Consider the following 16,585-nt stretch of genomic DNA (forward strand, 5'->3'; position numbering starts at 1 on the left):
CCGTGGGATCATGGGGCTTTCTTCCGGTTTTTGGACGAAACGGGGAGATTTATGATGGATATTATACCCCGAAGTCAGGCCAACTCATTGCCTTTGTTCAGGTTTTTACTTTTGCAGGGGCGACTACTTAGCGTTTGCTCCTTCTGCTAATGCGGCCTTAAATTCGTGCTCTGAAGACACGTCAATTCCTAGTCCCTGTTGCACTGCCGTTCTCAGTAGCGCTGTCGATCGATTAACTTTCATTGCATAAAGCAGCTTATAGTCTATCGAATGATTGGCTTCCAAGGCCTTTCTTATCTGACTTACATTTTCTTTCATTTTGTGCGGGAGAATGGCATGAAAAGGCGCTTGTATCTTATTTGCAAGCTCTTTTATATGGCTTTTATATAAAGTTACACTGTCGGTTTTGGGAGGAAGATGTATCATCGTTCGCGATTCCTTTCTGCGGACTTAAATAAATGCATCCTTTGGTATGTAGTCAACCGCGCTTTCTGTATACGATGCGCCTATCGATGAAAGCCAAGTCCGTAGTTCGATTAGGAATGGTGTTTCTAGTCCCAATCTTTTTCCGATCTCTATAAATATATCCAAGCCATATGGGATATCTTCAGAAAATATTCTGTGATTAAGATCGAATTGATAGCCGCCATCTGTAGCTTTCATCGGGATTTTTATACTTTTATATGCGGCGTTAGTTCTGATCGTTTGATATAAGGTGGAGGTGTTTTCTATCTGGTCTCCGTATAGTTTGATGATGTCGTCTTTAAGCGGAATCGCGTGCGATAGCGTTATACCATGCTCTTCTCGTATTTTGTTAACTAGTGACTGTTGCTCTTCGTCGGCTTTTTTTACAAAGTAGGCCTCAAGCTCACTGATATTTTCGTAAAAGAACGGTTGAGTTTTGAACGGTTTTCCATCCCATTGAGAATAGGGGCCAATTTTTCCATAAATTATAGGAAGGTGTTCAATAGGATTGCCTGCACACAGAGAAAACTCTATAAAGTCATCGCAATAAATTGATTTTTCTTCAAATATATTCTCGAGCTCAGAGCGTACGAGCTTTTTCTTTTCTTCATCTGGTTTGTTTACGGCATAATATAGTATTTCCTTCTTTCCCAGTTGGGTTACTTTTTTCCCTGGCTCAAGGTGTGATGCCATTACAGGCGTGTCCTTAAGGGCCCATATGATTGCACCTTTGGCATGATTTAGCTTATTTTCCGCCAACCAATGAAAACCACCCCATCCTGGGATAGCTCCCACCAAAACGGTTTTGGTTTTAGAAATATATGGTGCTATTTCTTTAAGGACACGAGCTCGATCATTTGCTGGGTTTGTAATAATAATGATATCCGAATTGGGTATGAGTTCGGATGCGTTACTAGCTACATTAATCGGTTTCGCATGTTGAGTTACATTCTTGTCGGCGTGATAGATATTGATTCCATTATGCCGATGCATGGTTTTTGTAATCTCCGGTGCCTTTCTAGTTAGCATTGAGACTGAATAGTCTTTTCCGGAAAGAACTCCTATTAATGCATGCGCCTGATTACCGCCGCCGACAATAGTTATATTTTTCACTTAGCAAACTCCAAGTAGAGGTTACGTTTAACTTTATTAGTAACTTGATGTTGCTGTTATTTGAATCGAGAATTTGTCGAAAGATGTTGAGGGAAATGCAAGAATGTGAGGTTTTTATTTATTTTAATGATTAAATAATTCCAAGGATTTGTGTATGGGTTTAGGAGCAGAACTGGATTTAGTGTTATCAGTGCACGTTGATGAGGAGGAAGGCGACGTTTCTCAATGAACTCACCGAAGGTAATTAGTCGCCCCTGCAAAAGTAAAAACCTGAACAAAGGCAATGAGTTGGCCTGACTTCGGGGTATAATATCCATCATAAATCTCCCCGTTTCGTCCAAAAACCGGAAGAAAGCCCCATGATCCCACGGGATAAGCGCCAGGCACCACAGCGAGATCTGCTGGAAACCTACCTCGAAGACATCCTCAACCCCCGGCACGAACTGGTGCAGATGGGTAAACGAGCAGTGCGCGGGGTCAGGTCTTGCGTTTTGCCCCGCCTTGCCATTTTGATCCGATCACCGCAGTCTATCCCGCCTCTATTAGAACCACGGAAGGAGCCAAGGAACGGCCAGGCCGTTGCGACTGGAATTTGCCGGCGCGCTGTATCACGTGACGTCTCGCGGAAACCGTCGGGAGATGATTTACGAATCCGACGACGACCGCCGCGCCTGGTTGTCGATCCTCGATGAGGTCTGCGAGACCTTCAACTGGGCATGCCACGCTTACTGTCTGATGGGCAATCACTACCACCTGTTGATCGAAACGCCGGAAGGCAATTTATCGAAAGGCATGCGCCAACTGAACGGCGTCTACACGCAAGTTTTCAATCGGCACCATGGCCGTGTCGGGCATGTGTTTCAGGGGCGCTATAAAGCGATTCTCGTTGAGAAGGACTCATACCTATTGGAGCTGTGCCGCTACATCGTGCTGAATCCTGTTCGAGCGGCGATGGTTCGATCGGCTTTGGAATGGCCCTGGAGCAGTTACCGTGCAACGGCGGGTTACGAAGGGGATTTAAAGGCACTGGATACTGATTGGATTCTGGCTGCTTTTGGTGAACGGCGGGACAGAGCAGTAGAAAGCTACGAGCAGTTTGTCGCTGACGGCAAGAACCAACCATCTCCATGGGAAAGGTTAAAAAACCAGGTCTATCTCGGGAGCGATCAATTCGTTGATGACATGCAGAGGCGAATTGAGGGGGCTGAACGTCTCAGTGAAATTCCCACGAGTCAGCGCCGCCCCCTGGCCAAACCACTACAGTTCTATGTGGACTCTGCGTCGTCCCGAAACGAAGCCATCTGTTTAGCGTATGCGAGTGGCGGATACAGGCTGAAAGAAATAGGCGATTTCTTTGGGCTTCACTATTCGCGCGTCAGCCGAATTATCCGGGAGGCAAAACACAAGACCTGACCCCGGCATTCCGGAGGCAAAACACAAGACCTGACCCCGGCATTCCTCGTGTGGAGAAACTACCTTAGCCATGAGCAAGCCTGGGAGGCGATAAGGGTAGCCTATGAGAATGGGTATGAATACCTATATATAACAGCAGACGAGCTACCGTTAACTTTTGCTCGCTTACTCCTTGATATGGATAGATTCAAGCCTGAGTGGTGGTTGGATTTACCATCTCATAAGCGCCCAATGCTGGTTGGGTATGCGAGAGCGGATGGTATGCAAAAACGTAATGTCATGGAGGCCATGGCTAGTCTAGGTTTCAAGATTCTTTTTGTAGGGATTGATGCCGGTGCTATGAAGTCTCTGCGGGCACTCAAAAAACCTCTGAAAAAGAAGAACCTCATTGCATCTACCGAAAGCATGTATATGGCCAACTTGAGCGCAATCGATAATGCGAGAAAGTTTGGTGTGAAAATCAAGGCGGGGTTTGTTTTAGGTCATTTGGGAATGAATAGAGAGTTGCTGGATGAGAATTTGTGGGAGTATAAGAGGATATTGGAGCTGGGGCGGGATGTTATTGTAAGTGTTGATGTGGAGCTACTATCGCCTGAACCGGGGTCTAAAGATTATGAGTACTTAACTAATCCTGATTGCGCAAAACGGGAAGCAGAAATGCTGGGAGTTGAGATTTCCGAAGAAAAAGTATTAGATGAAATATCATCCTACTATGAGGGTAAAGATATATTTGATAGAGATATAGCAATAAATGACTACATTAAAGCGATGATGCCAGAACTTTGCAAGGAGGACATTGCTTCTGTCAGGGATGAAATCCGGCGCTACAGCAGAAATCTAGGTATAGTCGTTGGCGATGAGCTATAGCAATGGATAATTACGTGCTGTTTTTTTCCTCCTGTCTGGTTTTTGCTTTTGTCCCAGGACCGGCGATGCTGTACACGGTCTCGCGGACTATGTCGGAGGGGCGAGCTGCGGGGTTTCGCGTAGTGACGGGGATCTTTTGTGGGTCTCAGGTGCATGTGCTGATTGCAGCTACGGGCGCGGCTAGTTTCCTGCTTGCCAGTCCGGTGCTCTTCGATTACCTGCGTTATGCTGGTGGGGCCTATTTTATCTACCTAGGTTTCCGTAAACTCGTCCAAGTTAGGGCGCAGGGGCCGGGTAGCTTTGAAGCCATCCAGCCATCATCTTTTAAGGAGAGCTCTCTTGTCGAGATTTTGAACCCCAAGAGCTCGTTATTTTATCTTGCGTTCATCCCGCAGTTTCTTCCCCAAGCGACGCCCCAGCCAGTTTTAACGCTGTTTGTCGTTGGAACACTGGCTAATCTGATTATGTCACTGGGCGATGTAATAATCGTGCTAGTGTCCTCCTCGATGAAGAAACATATCATTGGGGGGGCAGGTTACCAGCAGCACGGGCGGCTTGCTGTTTCAGTTATCTTTTTTTTGCTGGGTGGCGTAGTGATCTTTGGGTGAGCGGCCAAAATACGGACGCTGCAATGCCTCGGAAGACACGGATGTATCTCCCCGGCGTTCCCGTGCATGTTGTCCAGCGTGGGCACAATCGGGATGCCTGTTTCTTTGCGGATGAGGATTTTCGCTACTACCAACACCTGCTTGCCGAAGGCATGAAACGGTATGGCGCCGAACTCCATGCCTATTGCCTGATGACCAACCACGTTCATCTGCTATTCACGCCCCACCAGCCCGACAGCCTCTCCCGACTGATGCAGCATGTGGGGAGCTTGTACGTTCGCTACATCAATCGCACTTATCGCCGATCAGGCACGCTCTGGGAAGGGCGGCACAAGGGTAGTCTGGTGGATGCGGAAAATTATCTGCTCAGTTGTTACCGCTACGTCGAGCTGAATCCAGTCACGGCCTGCATGGTCGAGCGGCCCGAGCAGTACCGCTGGAGCAGCTTTCGCCGTAACGCGTTGGGCGAGCCGGATCCGCTGGTCACAGAGCACTCGATCTATACGAGATTGTCCCGCGACCTGGAGGCCAGGCAGGCGGCTTACCACGATCTGTTTCGATTCAGCTTGCCGGATCAGGATCGCAAAGCCATTGCCGAGTGTCTCTCCGCTAGTCACGTGCTTGGGAGCAGTCGATTCAAGGAGCAGGTTGAGGCGACTTTGGGGCGGAAAGTCGGTTACGCGAGTGCCGGGCGGCCAAGGATCGGGCGGCCTACTTACGAGAGTTGACCAATAGTAAACACGGAAAGTAAACTTGTATGGTGTACAAACTGACCTACAAAAAGTCGGTATTGAAGGCGTTACGGAAGATGCCGCAACCACAAGCAAAAAAGCTTCAGCAAACATTGGGTTCGATCGCACAGGATCCTTATGGTTACCAGGGCGATTGGAAGCCAATGAAGGGCGAGCCCTACTGGCGATTGAGGCTTGGCAGTTATCGCGCGATCTGCAGTATCGATGATGGGGAGTTGGTCATTCTGGTACTGAAGGTCGGCTCAAGGGGAGATGTCTACAAATGAGTGCGCAAATCATTGAGCGCGAGGGAAAGCCGGAATACGCCGTGCTGCCCTATGACGAGTACCTGACTTTGCTGGCTTTGGCGGAAGAGGCACAGGATGCGGCGGATGCCCGGGAAGCCATGCGCGAATTGGCCAGCGGTGAGGATGAAGCAATCCCGGCCGAGGTTGCCAACCGCTTGCTCTCCGGCAACGAGCACCCTTTGAAGGTCTGGCGCGAGTATCGTGGTCTGACTCAGGAATCCCTGGGGAGAGCTGCCGGTGTCGGCAAATCCTATATCAGCCAGATCGAAGCGGGTAACAAATCGGGCTCGGCCAAAGTGCTCAAAAAGTTAGCTGAAACGCTCCGCGTGGATATGGACGATCTGGTGGGAGATTGACCCGCCCGAGTCTTGAGACGGTCGCCAAGACATACGGTTTATTAATCTGATTCAGTACTTGTTTGAAGCCTGACAACAAACCGTCAGGCCTCAAAGCATAAGGGCCGCCCCGAGTGTCCGTTTGCTCAGGACGATACCTGCTCAGCGACGATCGCGCGCATCTGCTCCTTGTCCAGGAAATCGGTGTCGATCTTTATCGCCTTGCTGTCGTCCAACACCAGAAACACAAAGAACTTCTGGTCGTCGCCCGGAAAGTAATACGCCTGATACTGATCGCCCTGCCAGACGCCGGATTGGCTGCCAACGTCGAAGACGATCCGGAAGCTATTAACAGCGTCCTGATCACAGGTGCTTTTGTCCGATAATTCGAGCACTTGCTGAAAAAACGCGGAATAGCCGCAGCCGCCGTTATCAATTCCGCTCTCATCGGAGAACGCGACAAACTGTTCGCCGGGCGTCGTGCTGTACTTGAAAGCGAGGAAGCCCTGTTCGCCTCCGACCGACCCGACAGCGACAACACCCGTGGGGATATAGAAGTTAAGGCCGGAGTAGACCACTTTGACACGATCGGCGCTGCCCGTCGTTGCGCAGCCATTCAGTGCCAGAGCACATATCGCGGTGAGCAGAAATCGAATCATGTCAGAGCCCCATTAATGCAAGTTTGATTTCGGATCGATAGTTTCGAGCGACTTGCACTCGACAAGCTTCGTAGAGCTGAGTGTCCCGAGCAGCGATGCGCTTGCCAATCTTGGCGACCTGTTTGATGACGTATGAAAGGCCCGGTTTGCCAGATGCCGGCCGAGGTACCAAATCCATGGCGGCAGAACAGCTTTGAGCTTCCTGTAGCGCTTCATAAAGAACCGATGCGGCCTTCTGATTGACCGTATGGGGCGCCGCAGTGCCATCGCCCCAGAAGTAATTAATCGCTTTCGCGATGTATTCGCGGTCATCGTGATTCATGCCAATCTCCTTTTGGCAACTGTGTTGATATTCCTATAAAAAACGCCGGTGAAGTTAGCATATCGCCACAAACGCGGCCACCGCTCGACGCGGTCTTCGCAGTAAGTCATTGGCCAACTTGGATGTCGGAAATTAGGAATAAAAGGTGTCAGAGCGCATATTTATTGGAGGCTTGGCAGTTATCGCGCGATCTGCAGTATCGATGATGGGGAGCTGGTCATTCTGGTATTGAAGGTCGGCTCAAGGGGAGATATCTACTGAAAAACCGGGACAGATATATTTTTTGGATACTATACTGTACGGAAGCTGAATACTGCCAAGTGCGGCCTTGTTCCCAATTTTCGTTCGCTCACACCCGATCAATAATCCCACACAACGCATCCAACCCATCGCTCAGCGCAGACCTTTGCGACGTACACCGGTTTTTGCCTTGGGCTGTCTTTGTCGAAAATGCTATTCAGAAATCCGTTAGGGCTTCTGTTTTTTGACGTTATCAGCTCATTTCGAAAAATACCGACCCAACAAGAGCTATTAAACAATCATGACGAGAAAGACATTAGGTTTAACTCGAAAACGAAACAAAGACGCTAAACCAGTGGCTGAGAAAGCCGAAGCTGAGCTTAAGGTTGACCGTGAGGCTGATCCACAAAAACGTTTTTTAAATGCGGTGGCTATCAATCCAGCGCCGGGGATTCGCTTGGAGTCTGGTTCAGAACAACTCACGGTGCGCGCGATGGATTTGATCACGCCGATTGGAATGGGGCAGCGAGGTTTGATAGTGGCCCCGCCGGGGTCAGGAAAATCGACGGTTTTAAAACATGTTTGCCAGGCGGTGGGAAAGGCGTATCCCGAGATTAAACTTTACGCGTTATTGATCGATGAGCGGCCCGAAGAGGTCACTGATTTCAGGCGTAGTGTCCCGGCTGAGGTACATGCTTCCTCTTCGGATGAAAGCTATGCTCATCACGTTCGCGTTGCCGATGAACTTCTTGATATCGCCCGCAAACAAGCGGGCGAGGGTCACAACGTTATGATTGTGATTGACTCTCTCACGAGGCTTTCGCGTGTGCATAATGCGGAGCGAAAGAGCAGCGGTCGTACTATGTCTGGCGGGGTGGATGCTAGAGCGATGGAGATCCCGCGGAGGTTGTTTGGCGCTGCACGAAACATTGAGAATGGCGGCTCGCTGACCATTTTGGCAACCGTTTTGGTGGATACCGGCAGCCGTATGGACCAGGTTATCTTTGAGGAATTTAAGGGCACGGGGAACATGGAGCTGGTTTTATCGAGAGACGTTGCGAATCAGCGAATCTTTCCCGCGCTGGATATTTCGAAAAGCAGTACGCGTCGTGAAGAGCTGCTGTTGGATCCAAAAGATTTCGACAAGATAAGAGCATTGCGCCGGGCGCTTGGCGGTCTCAAACCGCTCGAGGGCACAAAAAAGCTGGTTGAACTGCTTGAGAAATACCCCACAAATGCCGAGCTTCTGAAAAACATCCCCGGGCCAGGGTGATGATTTGGTGATCGCCGGCCATCACACGGTCTTGCCTTGAATCCATGAGCTATCCTGAGGTTCTCAGCCTTCAATTAATGGGGTCAGAATAAAAAGGGTTTAGAGCGCATATTTAGGGTCCTGTTGATCGGCAAAGACGGCGGTATCAAAAGCCGGGAGTCCAGTCTCGATCTTGACGCTGTTTTCCGCCGTATTGACGCCATGCCAATGCGCATTCGCGAGATGCGCACCAGCGATTAAAGCGGCGGAACGACCATCGAATTCAATGCTCCACCGGCATAGAGAGCCGGTACCCATCGATTTTCTGAGTACCCTCTGGCCGGCTCAACGACCTTGCAGCTGCCCCACATAGGCAGCAATAAAAGCCGTTTCCTGAAACGCCTTCAGGCCCGTGTCGGCAAATGCAATGGGCAGCGGGTTGGATGCCAGGGTGGACTTGATCAGAGCCGGGGGCAGCAGGGACACCGTCAACTCAATACCGGTGATCAGTTGAATGGCCGCTTCCATTTTAAAACTGATGGCACCACCGGCAAACTTGCCTTTTGGCATCCGCTCTTTGATCGCGACACGGGTGACCCCGTACTCGGCCATTAATTCCGCAAACGCCGCCTGGAACCGCTTCAGATCGTCACGGCTGTGGTTTTTCGGTAGGGACAGTTTGCGGACCTTGCACTCCGGCAGGTTGAACTGCCCCTTATCCATGTTCAGCAAACACACCACCGCATCGCTGCCCGTCAGCTCAACCCCGCAAACAATCATAACCATCGCCCTCTGTGCCCAGACTGTTCTCAGCCACAGCACTTCTTGAATTTGATACCACTACCGCAGGTGCAAACGTCGTTGCGGGAGGGTGATTTTGCTGTGGTGACGGTCCCGCCTTTGTTCAGGATAGCGGTGAGCTCGTTGAGGGATTCAACGGCGCCCTCGCGGGTATCAACCGAAATAGTCGCGTGCAGCTTCGCCCTGGCCACCTGTGCCTCAACTTCCTGCTTGCGCGCTTCACTGGTCACGACCAGCGTTAGCGGATACTTCCTGCTGCCACTTTTTTGGCTGGCGTTGGTCTGAAAGCCGCCGTAAGCGGTGTGGTGCTGGCGAGCGTCCTGCCGACCCTTGTAGAAAAATTTATCTGACATCGCGACATCCTGGTGAGGAGAATACCCGAGCTATTGCCGGGAGGAGTCTTTTAGCACGCTTGCGGGAACGGCGATATAGGCAGATGTCATTTCCGGAGACAACGGAAGGGGGCAGATTGAACCAGCCCCGCTTTCACGTTCATCGATTGTGCATGTCGCCGGATTGTGATCCGACCCCGGGCTGAGTGATTGACTCCGTATCAAGGCCAGACAAAAGCCCCTCCATTTGGAAGGGCTTATGAGGCGTGTGACTGTCAGCCGTCAATTCCCGAAAAAACCTGCCAGTTGGTCGGCGACCGTATCGGGGGCCTCCTCCGGCGGGAAGTGCCCGCACTGCTTGATCACGCCGCCCTCAACCCGGTCGGCGATATCCCGCATCGTGGTGTAGAGCCGGTTTCCGACTCCGCCGTCTGCACCCCAGGCCATGACCGGCATGGCCAGTTTCTTGTCGGCGCGCTGTCGGTTCTGTTCGAGTCCCCCGGCATTGAACAGCGTGCGGTAATAGGCAAACGCGGCCCGCATGGCGCCCGGCGCGCTGAATAGGCGGGTGTATTCATCCAGGTCCGCCGGGGTGATGGCGGCGGGGTTGCGTGTCTTGGTTCTGAACAGCCAGTCCAGATAGGGCCGCTCGCGCCCACGGATCAACAATTCCGGGAGGTCGTCCAGCCGGTTGAAGCCGAAGTGCCAGGTGCGCACGTTGGTGGTCTCATCGGGAATGCCGCCGGGGCCGGCCGGGCTGATGCCGGGCAGGGCTGCATCGTAGAGCGCCAGTCGGCGGATATCGTCCGGCCAGTCGGCGGCCCAGGCGTAGGCGATCCAGGCGCCGATATCGTGTCCGGCCACATTCAGGGCGCTGTTGTCGGTCAGTCCCAGGTGCCGGGCAAACCGGTGCAGGTCGCGGGCGACCGTCGCCAGGTCATAGCCGCCGAGTGGTTTGTCCGAGTCGCCGATTCCCCGCGGGTCGATGGCAATCACCCGGTGGCCGCTTGTCGCCAGCCGTTCCATGACGTGGCGCCAGGTGTACCAGCTCTGCGGCCAGCCGGGGATCAGCAGGATGGGGGTGCCCGCCCCGCCTTCGACATAGTGCAAACGGATATCACCCAGAACGGCGTAATTGCGGCTGAAGCGGTTCCAGAAAGAACCGGGGTCAAACGCAGGCAAGGGGGCTGTGGCGTGCGCGTTTTGCTGAATCTGTTCAGTCATGGGTAAAAGCCTCTGGTCTGGAAAGGTGCATCAAACGGGGGAGGGGGCCCGGCGTCGAAGACGCCATAAGGCGAGCAGGGCGAAGGCAATCAACACCATGATGGCCGCCGTAAAGGCGATGCCGGCGTCCCGCAATCCAAATGCCTCGACGGCAAGCCCGAGGCTGACGATCGGTACCGAGATGGCAACGTAGGCAATCACGAACAGCAGCGAGGTCACCTCCGCCTTTTTCCCCGACGGGCTGGCGCTGGCCAACGCCGCGATACTGGCGGCAAAAATGGCGCCCTGGCCGGCACCGGCAATCAGCGCGGCCGCGATCAGTGCCAACAGGGCGCTGCAGGCAATCGACAGTCCGAGCAGCCCGACACCGATGAGCAGTGCCACGCAGGCCAGGGGCAGGCGCATCGAGTCCGGTATGCGACGCTGAACCATCTGGCCGGCGAGGGAAGCGGCAAAGACGGTGAAGACCACCACGCCGATACCGGCCCGATTGGTCATGCCCAGAACCTGGCCCATGACTGCCGGGGCCAGCGAGGTAAACAGGCCGAGTACCGCGAAGCCGGCAAAACAGCCCACAGCGGCCGGCAAGAACAGCGGGCGAACTTCCGGCGGCAATCCCAGGGGCTGGCGTCGCAATTGCAAACGGGGCGGCGGTGTCACGGTTTCGGGCAGCCGCCACAGCAGCACTGCAGCGACCAGGATCAGGGCCAGGTGCAGCAGGTAGGGGAGGTGAAGCGGCCAGAACGCATATTGGGAAAGGAGGCCCGAGATCAAAGGCCCCATTCCCAGGCCGCCCATATTGGCGACGCCGGCGGCCAGTGTTGCCCGGCCGCGTTGTTGCAGGGGCGCCAGCTCGATCACCGCGATGGTCGCCGTCGCGGTGAACAGGCCCGCAGAGATGCCCGACAGCAAGCGGGCCAGCAGCAGGGTCGGGAGCGAGCCCTGGTACAGGAACAGCAGGGCGCTCAGGGCGGACGCGATCAGACCGGCGAAGAGTACCGGACGGCGCCCGACCTGATCCGACCAGGGGCCGGTGGTCACCAGCGCGCCCAGAACGCCCACGGCGTAGGTGGCAAAGATGATCGAGACGGTGAGATTGCTGAAGCCGAAGGCTTCCTGGTAGAGCGGATACAGCGGCGCTGGCACGGTGGTGCCCGCCATGTTGATGGCGAATATCAGCGCCATCAGCAGAAAATAATGCGATGGGAGTGGCTGCGACTCTGTGTCGTCGGTGTGTCTGTTATCGACGGGCATACGGCCTGTTTCCTCTCAGGAGAGATCAACGTTGGTTCGACGTTCTGGTGTGCCACCGGTCAGGAGGCTGTTCGGGTGAGGTGAAGTGTCACCGATGCGCTGTCTGGCCGGTAGACGGCTGACGGGAAAGACTGTTATACACATGGCGTATGAGCCAACTGAATAGCCTGACAATAGACCGTATAGAGCTGATGCAGACATTCGTGCGGATCGTCGATAGCGGCAGTCTCTCGGCGGCTGCCCGGCAGCTCGGCACGACCCAGCCCACCATCAGCCGCCGCCTGAAGACCCTGGAGAAACTGCTGGGAACCGAGCTGATCCTGCGCAGCACCCACGGCCGGAAGCTGACCGACGATGGGGAGCGCTGCTATGCCCACGCGAGAACGCTGATCGAGCAGTGGTCCGAGCTGGAAGACGGTCTGCGGGGTGCGGGAGAGGAACCGATGGGGCGCCTGCGGGTGCGCGCTCCCCATGCCTTTGGCCAGGATCAGATGATCCGGCCACTGAGCCGGTATCTGCAGCGCTATCCCGGGGTGTCCATCGACTGGATGCTGAACGATCATTCGCCCGATTTTATCGCCGACAACATCGACTGCGCGATCCATGTGGGCAGCGTGACGGACCCGTCGGTGATCGCGGTCCTGCTGGCGGAGGTTCCGCGTATTGTGGTTGCGGCGCCTGCATTGCTCGAGCAATCCCCGCCCATAGAACAGGTGCAGGATCTGGAACGGCTTCCCTGGGTCGCCTTGAGCACCTATTACCGCAACGAGGTGACCCTGGTCGATCGGCGGGCTGACCGCTCACAGCAACTCAATATCCGACCCCGGGTCAGTACCGACAGCCTCTATGCCCTGCGCCAGAGTGCGCTCGAAGGCTTGGGGGTCGCGATCGTGTCGACATGGATTGTGCAGGAAGACCTGGAGGCCGGGCGCCTTGTCCGTATCCAGTCACAGTGGTGTGCGCATCCGCTGCCCATTTATCTGCTGTACCCCTACGCTGCCTATTACCCGGCCCGACTGCGCACCTTTATCGACCTGATGCGCGAGGTCATGCCAACGATGGCAGGCACACGCCCACCGGGTGTGTAGAGACGGTTTTTGGTAAGAAGCCAATCATCGAGTGTCGATTGGCTTCTTACCCCTGCGCGATGTCCAGAACCTGATGACGAAACCATTGGTGGGCCGGGTCGTCCTTCATGCGTGGGTGCCATAACGCATAAAGCTCAATGGCTTCCATCTCGAGCGGCGGCGTAAACAAGTCCAGTGTTGACTCGAAACGACGTAGAAATCGACCAGGCAGCGTACACAGGTGATCGCTGTTGGCGATGATCGCGGGAGCGAGCGCGTAGCTCTGTACGGAAAGGCTAACTCGTCGGGAGCGACCCAGTTCGTCAAGTGAGCGATCCACGCTTCCCGCATAGCCATGGCCGCTGTTTGACACCACGACGTGTTCGTAGCGGCAGAACTCGTCCAGCGAGATCGGGTGAGTGCCTCGAGGGTGATGGCGGCGCTGGGCGGTGACGAACCGATCCGTAAACAGCTTTCGAGCGATCAGCCCTTCATCCGCCATTCCAGGCGAACCGATGACCAGGTCGATATCGCCCTGGTCGAGCTTCTGCGCCATGGTCTCTGGATCGGGCAGTACGAACGTCATCCGGATGTTGGGCGCCGTGCGGTTCAGAGCGGGGACCAGGTCCGGCCCCAACATGATCGCCGGGTTGTCATAGCCGGCGATCACAAATTCGCGGTTGCTTTCAGCTGGGTTAAACGTTGGAGCATGGCCAACGAAATCGCGCAGATCGCTCAGCAGTTGGGGGAGCCTTCTCCCCAGTTCCTCTGCGCGAGGCGTCGGCACGACACCGCGGCCAGCCACCGGCACAAATAGCTGATCTCTGAAGAGCCTGCGCAGGCGGGTCAGTCGTCCGGAAAGAGCCGGCTGCGTGATGCTGAGCCTTTCTGCGGCGTGGCTGACATTGCGTTCCTCCATCAGGGCTTCGAACGCTTTTAGCAGGCCAATATCCATTTCATTCAAGCGATCGGGCATGTCGATGCTCTCTCCTTTTGTGGCCATGACAGGCCCGTCCTGAGGCTATCAATCCAGGTGATGCAAGGTATAACGCGGGTTGTTTTCTCAGCAAGTTCAGACGTCTCTATGATCGGTTGCTGACATGCACCCAAATCAGGAAACGGAAATATGGCTGTACGTTCGTTCATGCTTTTCACATTGGTGTTGGGCCTTTTTGCAACCGGGTCGGCTTTTGCCGCGGAACCATTTTCGCCGGGAATAACGCAGCAACGCCAAGGTGTCGACACCTACGCTTTCAAAATCGGTGATGTTCGCGTCACGGCATTGTCCGATGGCTCGGTGCCTCAGGACCTTCACAAGCTCCTGCATGGTATCTCCCATGACAGGATTGATTCACGGCTGGCGTATGCGTACCAGACCAACCCGGTCGAAGTGTCAATCAATGCGTTCCTGCTGGAGGTCGGCGACAGACTTGCTCTTGTGGATACCGGCTCCGGTGAGCTGTTCGGCCCCGGTCTCGGAGGCAACCTGATTGATAGCCTGCATTCCGCGGGGTTCAAGGCCGATGACGTGACGGATGTTCTGCTCACTCATGTCCATTCTGATCACATGGGCGGGCTCACCCGAGAGGGGCAGATGGTCTTTCCTAACGCGACCGTTCATGTCGGCAAGCCGGATATGGACTTCTTCCTGGATCGCAAAAACGCCGAGCGATCCGGCTATGACATGCACTACTTCAATCAGGCTATCCAGATCATGACGCCCTATGTTGATGCCGGGAAAATCGATGCCTTTGACAAGAGCACCGAAATCCTTCCCGGGGTCACCGCTGACTTGCATCCGGGGCATACCCCGGGCAGCGCCTTTTTCAGGCTGGATAGCAAAGGGCAGAGCGTGACATTCATTGGCGACATCATTCATGTGGCCGCGGTTCAGTTCCCGGATCCCTCGGTGACCATTGCCTACGATGTGGATCCGAAGGGGGCCATTGCCGTGCGCTCCAAAGCGTTCTCAGCTTTCGCCAAGCAATCTGAACTGGTCGCCGTGCCCCACATGCCCTTTCCGGGTGTAGGCCACATTCGTAAAGCACGGGAAGGCTACGATTGGGTGCCCATCAATTATGGCAACCGTGATTCCAGGTAGTCGATCGAACCGGATTTCCCCGTTTGGCGGGGGACATCCAGGACGCCGAGTCCTCTGACCCGGCGTCCTGGATGGAACAAACCCCGGCGAAGCCATCATTCCCAGATCCCTGCCGTCTTGGGGTTGTTGGGGCGGTCTTTGAGGTCGACCATCGGTGAGGCGAAAGGTTGACCGTTCTTCGTGATGACATGCCAGAAGGTTCCCGTGACGATCACATTCTCGTGGTCGGATACGTGAGGCGCCATCACGTCAGATGTGGTCTCTGTGGGAAACCCGGACCAGCGGTTATTCAGCTTAGACCTTCTTCATGAAGTGCACGGGCTACCGAGGGCAATCGCTTCATGCGTGAATAATAGCGTTGCAGCCCTTGCGAGAGTTCGAGCCCCGTTCTCGACGATGCCATCAGGATCCAGAACAAGTAGAAATCGGCAATCGTAAGCTGCTCGCTTATGAGATAGTTTTTATCGCCCAGTTGGTGGTCGAGCAGGGAGAACGCTTTTGCCAGCTTTTCTCGAGCCCGCTCCTTTTCAGTTTCCGGAAAGTTCCTGAAGAAGGGGGCATAGCTTCCATGGACTTCGGAAGACATAAAAGCCAGTGCTTCCAACGTTCGCCATTTCAAGATGTTTGTTTGGGGAAGAAGCTTGCCGCTGATCGCCGCAATATATTGAAGGATAACCATATTCTCCGTGAGTATTTCTCCATCGTCGAGTTCAAGTGCCGGGATATAGCCTTTGGGGTTGATTGACAGAAAATCACGGTGGTCTTCGGTTTTTTTCTCAGGGGTGATGCTGATCAGCGTGTAGTCCAGTCCCGCTTCGATAAGTGCCATATGATCGGCAAGGCTGCAGGCGCCCGGAAAGTAGTAAAGAATCATCGCGGTCTCCATATAATGGTTTTGTCCCCAGCTGTTCAGTTTGAGGATGTTCCGTGAGTTGGAAACTCAAAAGTATGGAGAACAATAAATCCCGTCAAAGCATATATTTAGGAGTAAGTCAGATGAATATGACTACCTCAAAAGCGGGTGCTGAATGCAGCGGCATAAAAGAAATGCTCAGCCGGGTCGGCGAGAGATGGACCGTTCAAGTGGTGGCGACCCTTCATACCGGCCCGCAACGCTTTAACGAGATCGTGCGGAAGGTCAATGGCATCTCGCAACAGATGCTGACGAGAACGCTTAAATCCCTGGAGCGTGATGGCCTCCTGGATCGAGTCGTTCTTACAAGCTCGCCACCCGGGGTCGAATATTCCCTCACTTCACTCGGCTATTCCTTGGCCGAACACTTGCGGCAACTGGCTGAATGGACGATCACGCACCAGGAAAGGATCGAGAGGAATCGTCTTGAGTACGACAACTGCGGGCAGGCGTAGCAGGGCTCGCTGACCAGGGGCCAAGACTGCAGAACTGGGGCAGATTTGTTTTTCACCAAAGGCGTCACTTCGTCGTTGTCCCCGCCTGTCCTTCCCTCCTGCTGAATTCCACCTGAACCCCAACA

22 protein-coding genes are annotated in these 16,585 nt (G+C 54.3%); 12 read left to right on the forward strand and 10 right to left on the reverse strand.

The features are described 5' to 3' along the window. Positions 1–123 precede the first annotated feature (123 nt). Together J3364_RS14400 and J3364_RS14405 are read right to left on the reverse strand one after the other, a co-directional pair. The gene (locus J3364_RS14400) at positions 124–426 is read right to left on the reverse strand and encodes a hypothetical protein (RefSeq protein ID WP_349559015.1); all 303 of its coding nucleotides are present in this window, start codon (positions 424–426) and stop codon (positions 124–126) included. 24 nt (positions 427–450) lie between these two features. After that, the gene (locus J3364_RS14405; RefSeq protein WP_349559016.1) at positions 451–1,578 is read right to left on the reverse strand and encodes an NAD/NADP octopine/nopaline dehydrogenase family protein; all 1,128 of its coding nucleotides are present in this window, start codon (positions 1,576–1,578) and stop codon (positions 451–453) included. Positions 1,579–2,157: 579 nt separating this feature from the next. On the opposite strand from J3364_RS14405, the gene J3364_RS14410 reads away from it, so the two are divergent. The 6 genes from J3364_RS14410 to J3364_RS14435 all read left to right on the forward strand — a co-directional run bounded on the left by J3364_RS14410 (position 2,158) and on the right by J3364_RS14435 (position 5,861). Then, a complete protein-coding gene (locus J3364_RS14410) occupies positions 2,158–2,991 on the forward strand; it encodes a transposase (protein WP_349559017.1) in 834 nt (277 codons plus the stop codon). Positions 2,992–3,252: 261 nt separating this feature from the next. Next, positions 3,253–3,858 (forward strand): hypothetical protein, encoded by a 606-nt coding sequence (locus J3364_RS14415; RefSeq protein WP_349559018.1) that lies wholly within the window; start codon positions 3,253–3,255, stop codon positions 3,856–3,858. A 2-nt stretch (positions 3,859–3,860) separates the two neighbouring features. Continuing rightward, on the forward strand, positions 3,861–4,466 hold the full coding sequence (locus J3364_RS14420) for a LysE family translocator (protein WP_349559019.1): 606 nt from the start codon (positions 3,861–3,863) through the stop codon (positions 4,464–4,466). Positions 4,467–4,489: 23 nt separating this feature from the next. Then, positions 4,490–5,194, forward strand: a complete 705-nt coding sequence (locus J3364_RS14425; RefSeq protein ID WP_349559020.1) for a transposase — start codon at positions 4,490–4,492, stop codon at positions 5,192–5,194. A gap of 29 nt (positions 5,195–5,223) precedes the next feature. Beyond that, positions 5,224–5,484, forward strand: a complete 261-nt coding sequence (locus J3364_RS14430; protein WP_349559021.1) for a type II toxin-antitoxin system RelE family toxin — start codon at positions 5,224–5,226, stop codon at positions 5,482–5,484. Next, positions 5,481–5,861 (forward strand): helix-turn-helix domain-containing protein, encoded by a 381-nt coding sequence (locus J3364_RS14435; protein ID WP_349559022.1) that lies wholly within the window; start codon positions 5,481–5,483, stop codon positions 5,859–5,861. Before J3364_RS14430 ends, J3364_RS14435 begins: the two co-directional genes overlap by 4 nt. A gap of 125 nt (positions 5,862–5,986) precedes the next feature. Here the strand turns inward: J3364_RS14435 and J3364_RS14440 are convergent, their stop codons facing one another. Next, positions 5,987–6,499, reverse strand: coding sequence for a hypothetical protein (locus J3364_RS14440; RefSeq protein WP_349559023.1), 513 nt, complete (start codon positions 6,497–6,499; stop codon positions 5,987–5,989). A gap of 1 nt (position 6,500) precedes the next feature. After that, entirely contained in the window at positions 6,501–6,821 is a 321-nt protein-coding gene (locus J3364_RS14445; protein WP_349559024.1) for a hypothetical protein, read from the reverse strand. 138 nt (positions 6,822–6,959) lie between these two features. On the opposite strand from J3364_RS14445, the gene J3364_RS14450 reads away from it, so the two are divergent. The 3 genes from J3364_RS14450 (at position 6,960) to J3364_RS14460 (ending at position 8,574) form a co-directional block, all read left to right on the forward strand. Beyond that, positions 6,960–7,082 carry a type II toxin-antitoxin system RelE family toxin gene (locus J3364_RS14450; RefSeq protein WP_349559151.1) on the forward strand — a complete coding sequence of 41 codons (123 nt, stop codon included), beginning with the start codon at positions 6,960–6,962 and terminating at the stop codon, positions 7,080–7,082. Between the two features lie 280 nt (positions 7,083–7,362). After that, the gene (gene rho, locus J3364_RS14455) at positions 7,363–8,334 is read left to right on the forward strand and encodes a transcription termination factor Rho (protein WP_349559025.1); all 972 of its coding nucleotides are present in this window, start codon (positions 7,363–7,365) and stop codon (positions 8,332–8,334) included. Between the two features lie 108 nt (positions 8,335–8,442). Beyond that, entirely contained in the window at positions 8,443–8,574 is a 132-nt protein-coding gene (locus J3364_RS14460) for a DUF4174 domain-containing protein (protein WP_349559152.1), read from the forward strand. Between the two features lie 84 nt (positions 8,575–8,658). Here J3364_RS14460 and J3364_RS14465 read toward each other — a convergent pair whose 3' ends face one another. The 4 genes from J3364_RS14465 to J3364_RS14480 all read right to left on the reverse strand — a co-directional run bounded on the left by J3364_RS14465 (position 8,659) and on the right by J3364_RS14480 (position 11,924). Then, on the reverse strand, positions 8,659–9,093 hold the full coding sequence (locus J3364_RS14465) for a DUF3010 family protein (RefSeq protein WP_349559153.1): 435 nt from the start codon (positions 9,091–9,093) through the stop codon (positions 8,659–8,661). Positions 9,094–9,122: 29 nt separating this feature from the next. Next, complete coding sequence (locus tag J3364_RS14470; RefSeq protein WP_349559026.1) at positions 9,123–9,467, reverse strand: PBPRA1643 family SWIM/SEC-C metal-binding motif protein; 345 nt, start codon at positions 9,465–9,467, stop codon at positions 9,123–9,125. A gap of 261 nt (positions 9,468–9,728) precedes the next feature. After that, positions 9,729–10,670, reverse strand: coding sequence for an alpha/beta fold hydrolase (locus J3364_RS14475; protein ID WP_349559027.1), 942 nt, complete (start codon positions 10,668–10,670; stop codon positions 9,729–9,731). A 30-nt stretch (positions 10,671–10,700) separates the two neighbouring features. Further along, the gene (locus J3364_RS14480) at positions 10,701–11,924 is read right to left on the reverse strand and encodes an MFS transporter (RefSeq protein ID WP_349559028.1); all 1,224 of its coding nucleotides are present in this window, start codon (positions 11,922–11,924) and stop codon (positions 10,701–10,703) included. A 191-nt stretch (positions 11,925–12,115) separates the two neighbouring features. Between J3364_RS14480 and J3364_RS14485 the strand changes: the two genes are divergently transcribed. Next, a complete protein-coding gene (locus J3364_RS14485) occupies positions 12,116–13,012 on the forward strand; it encodes a LysR family transcriptional regulator (RefSeq protein ID WP_349559029.1) in 897 nt (298 codons plus the stop codon). A gap of 46 nt (positions 13,013–13,058) precedes the next feature. Here the strand turns inward: J3364_RS14485 and J3364_RS14490 are convergent, their stop codons facing one another. Then, positions 13,059–13,994, reverse strand: coding sequence for a LysR substrate-binding domain-containing protein (locus J3364_RS14490; protein ID WP_349559030.1), 936 nt, complete (start codon positions 13,992–13,994; stop codon positions 13,059–13,061). A gap of 123 nt (positions 13,995–14,117) precedes the next feature. On the opposite strand from J3364_RS14490, the gene J3364_RS14495 reads away from it, so the two are divergent. After that, positions 14,118–15,092 carry an MBL fold metallo-hydrolase gene (locus tag J3364_RS14495; RefSeq protein WP_349559031.1) on the forward strand — a complete coding sequence of 325 codons (975 nt, stop codon included), beginning with the start codon at positions 14,118–14,120 and terminating at the stop codon, positions 15,090–15,092. Positions 15,093–15,381: 289 nt separating this feature from the next. On the opposite strand, the gene J3364_RS14500 is transcribed toward J3364_RS14495, so the two are convergent. Beyond that, entirely contained in the window at positions 15,382–15,966 is a 585-nt protein-coding gene (locus J3364_RS14500; protein ID WP_349559032.1) for a glutathione binding-like protein, read from the reverse strand. Positions 15,967–16,088: 122 nt separating this feature from the next. Here J3364_RS14500 and J3364_RS14505 point away from each other — a divergent pair, with 122 nt between their 5' ends. After that, the gene (locus J3364_RS14505; RefSeq protein ID WP_349559033.1) at positions 16,089–16,460 is read left to right on the forward strand and encodes a winged helix-turn-helix transcriptional regulator; all 372 of its coding nucleotides are present in this window, start codon (positions 16,089–16,091) and stop codon (positions 16,458–16,460) included. Positions 16,461–16,585: the final 125 nt, after the last annotated feature.

The sequence above is a fragment of the Marinobacter sp. NFXS9 genome (genome assembly GCF_040148665.1).
GTDB lineage: Bacteria > Pseudomonadota > Gammaproteobacteria > Pseudomonadales > Oleiphilaceae > Marinobacter_A > Marinobacter_A mangrovi.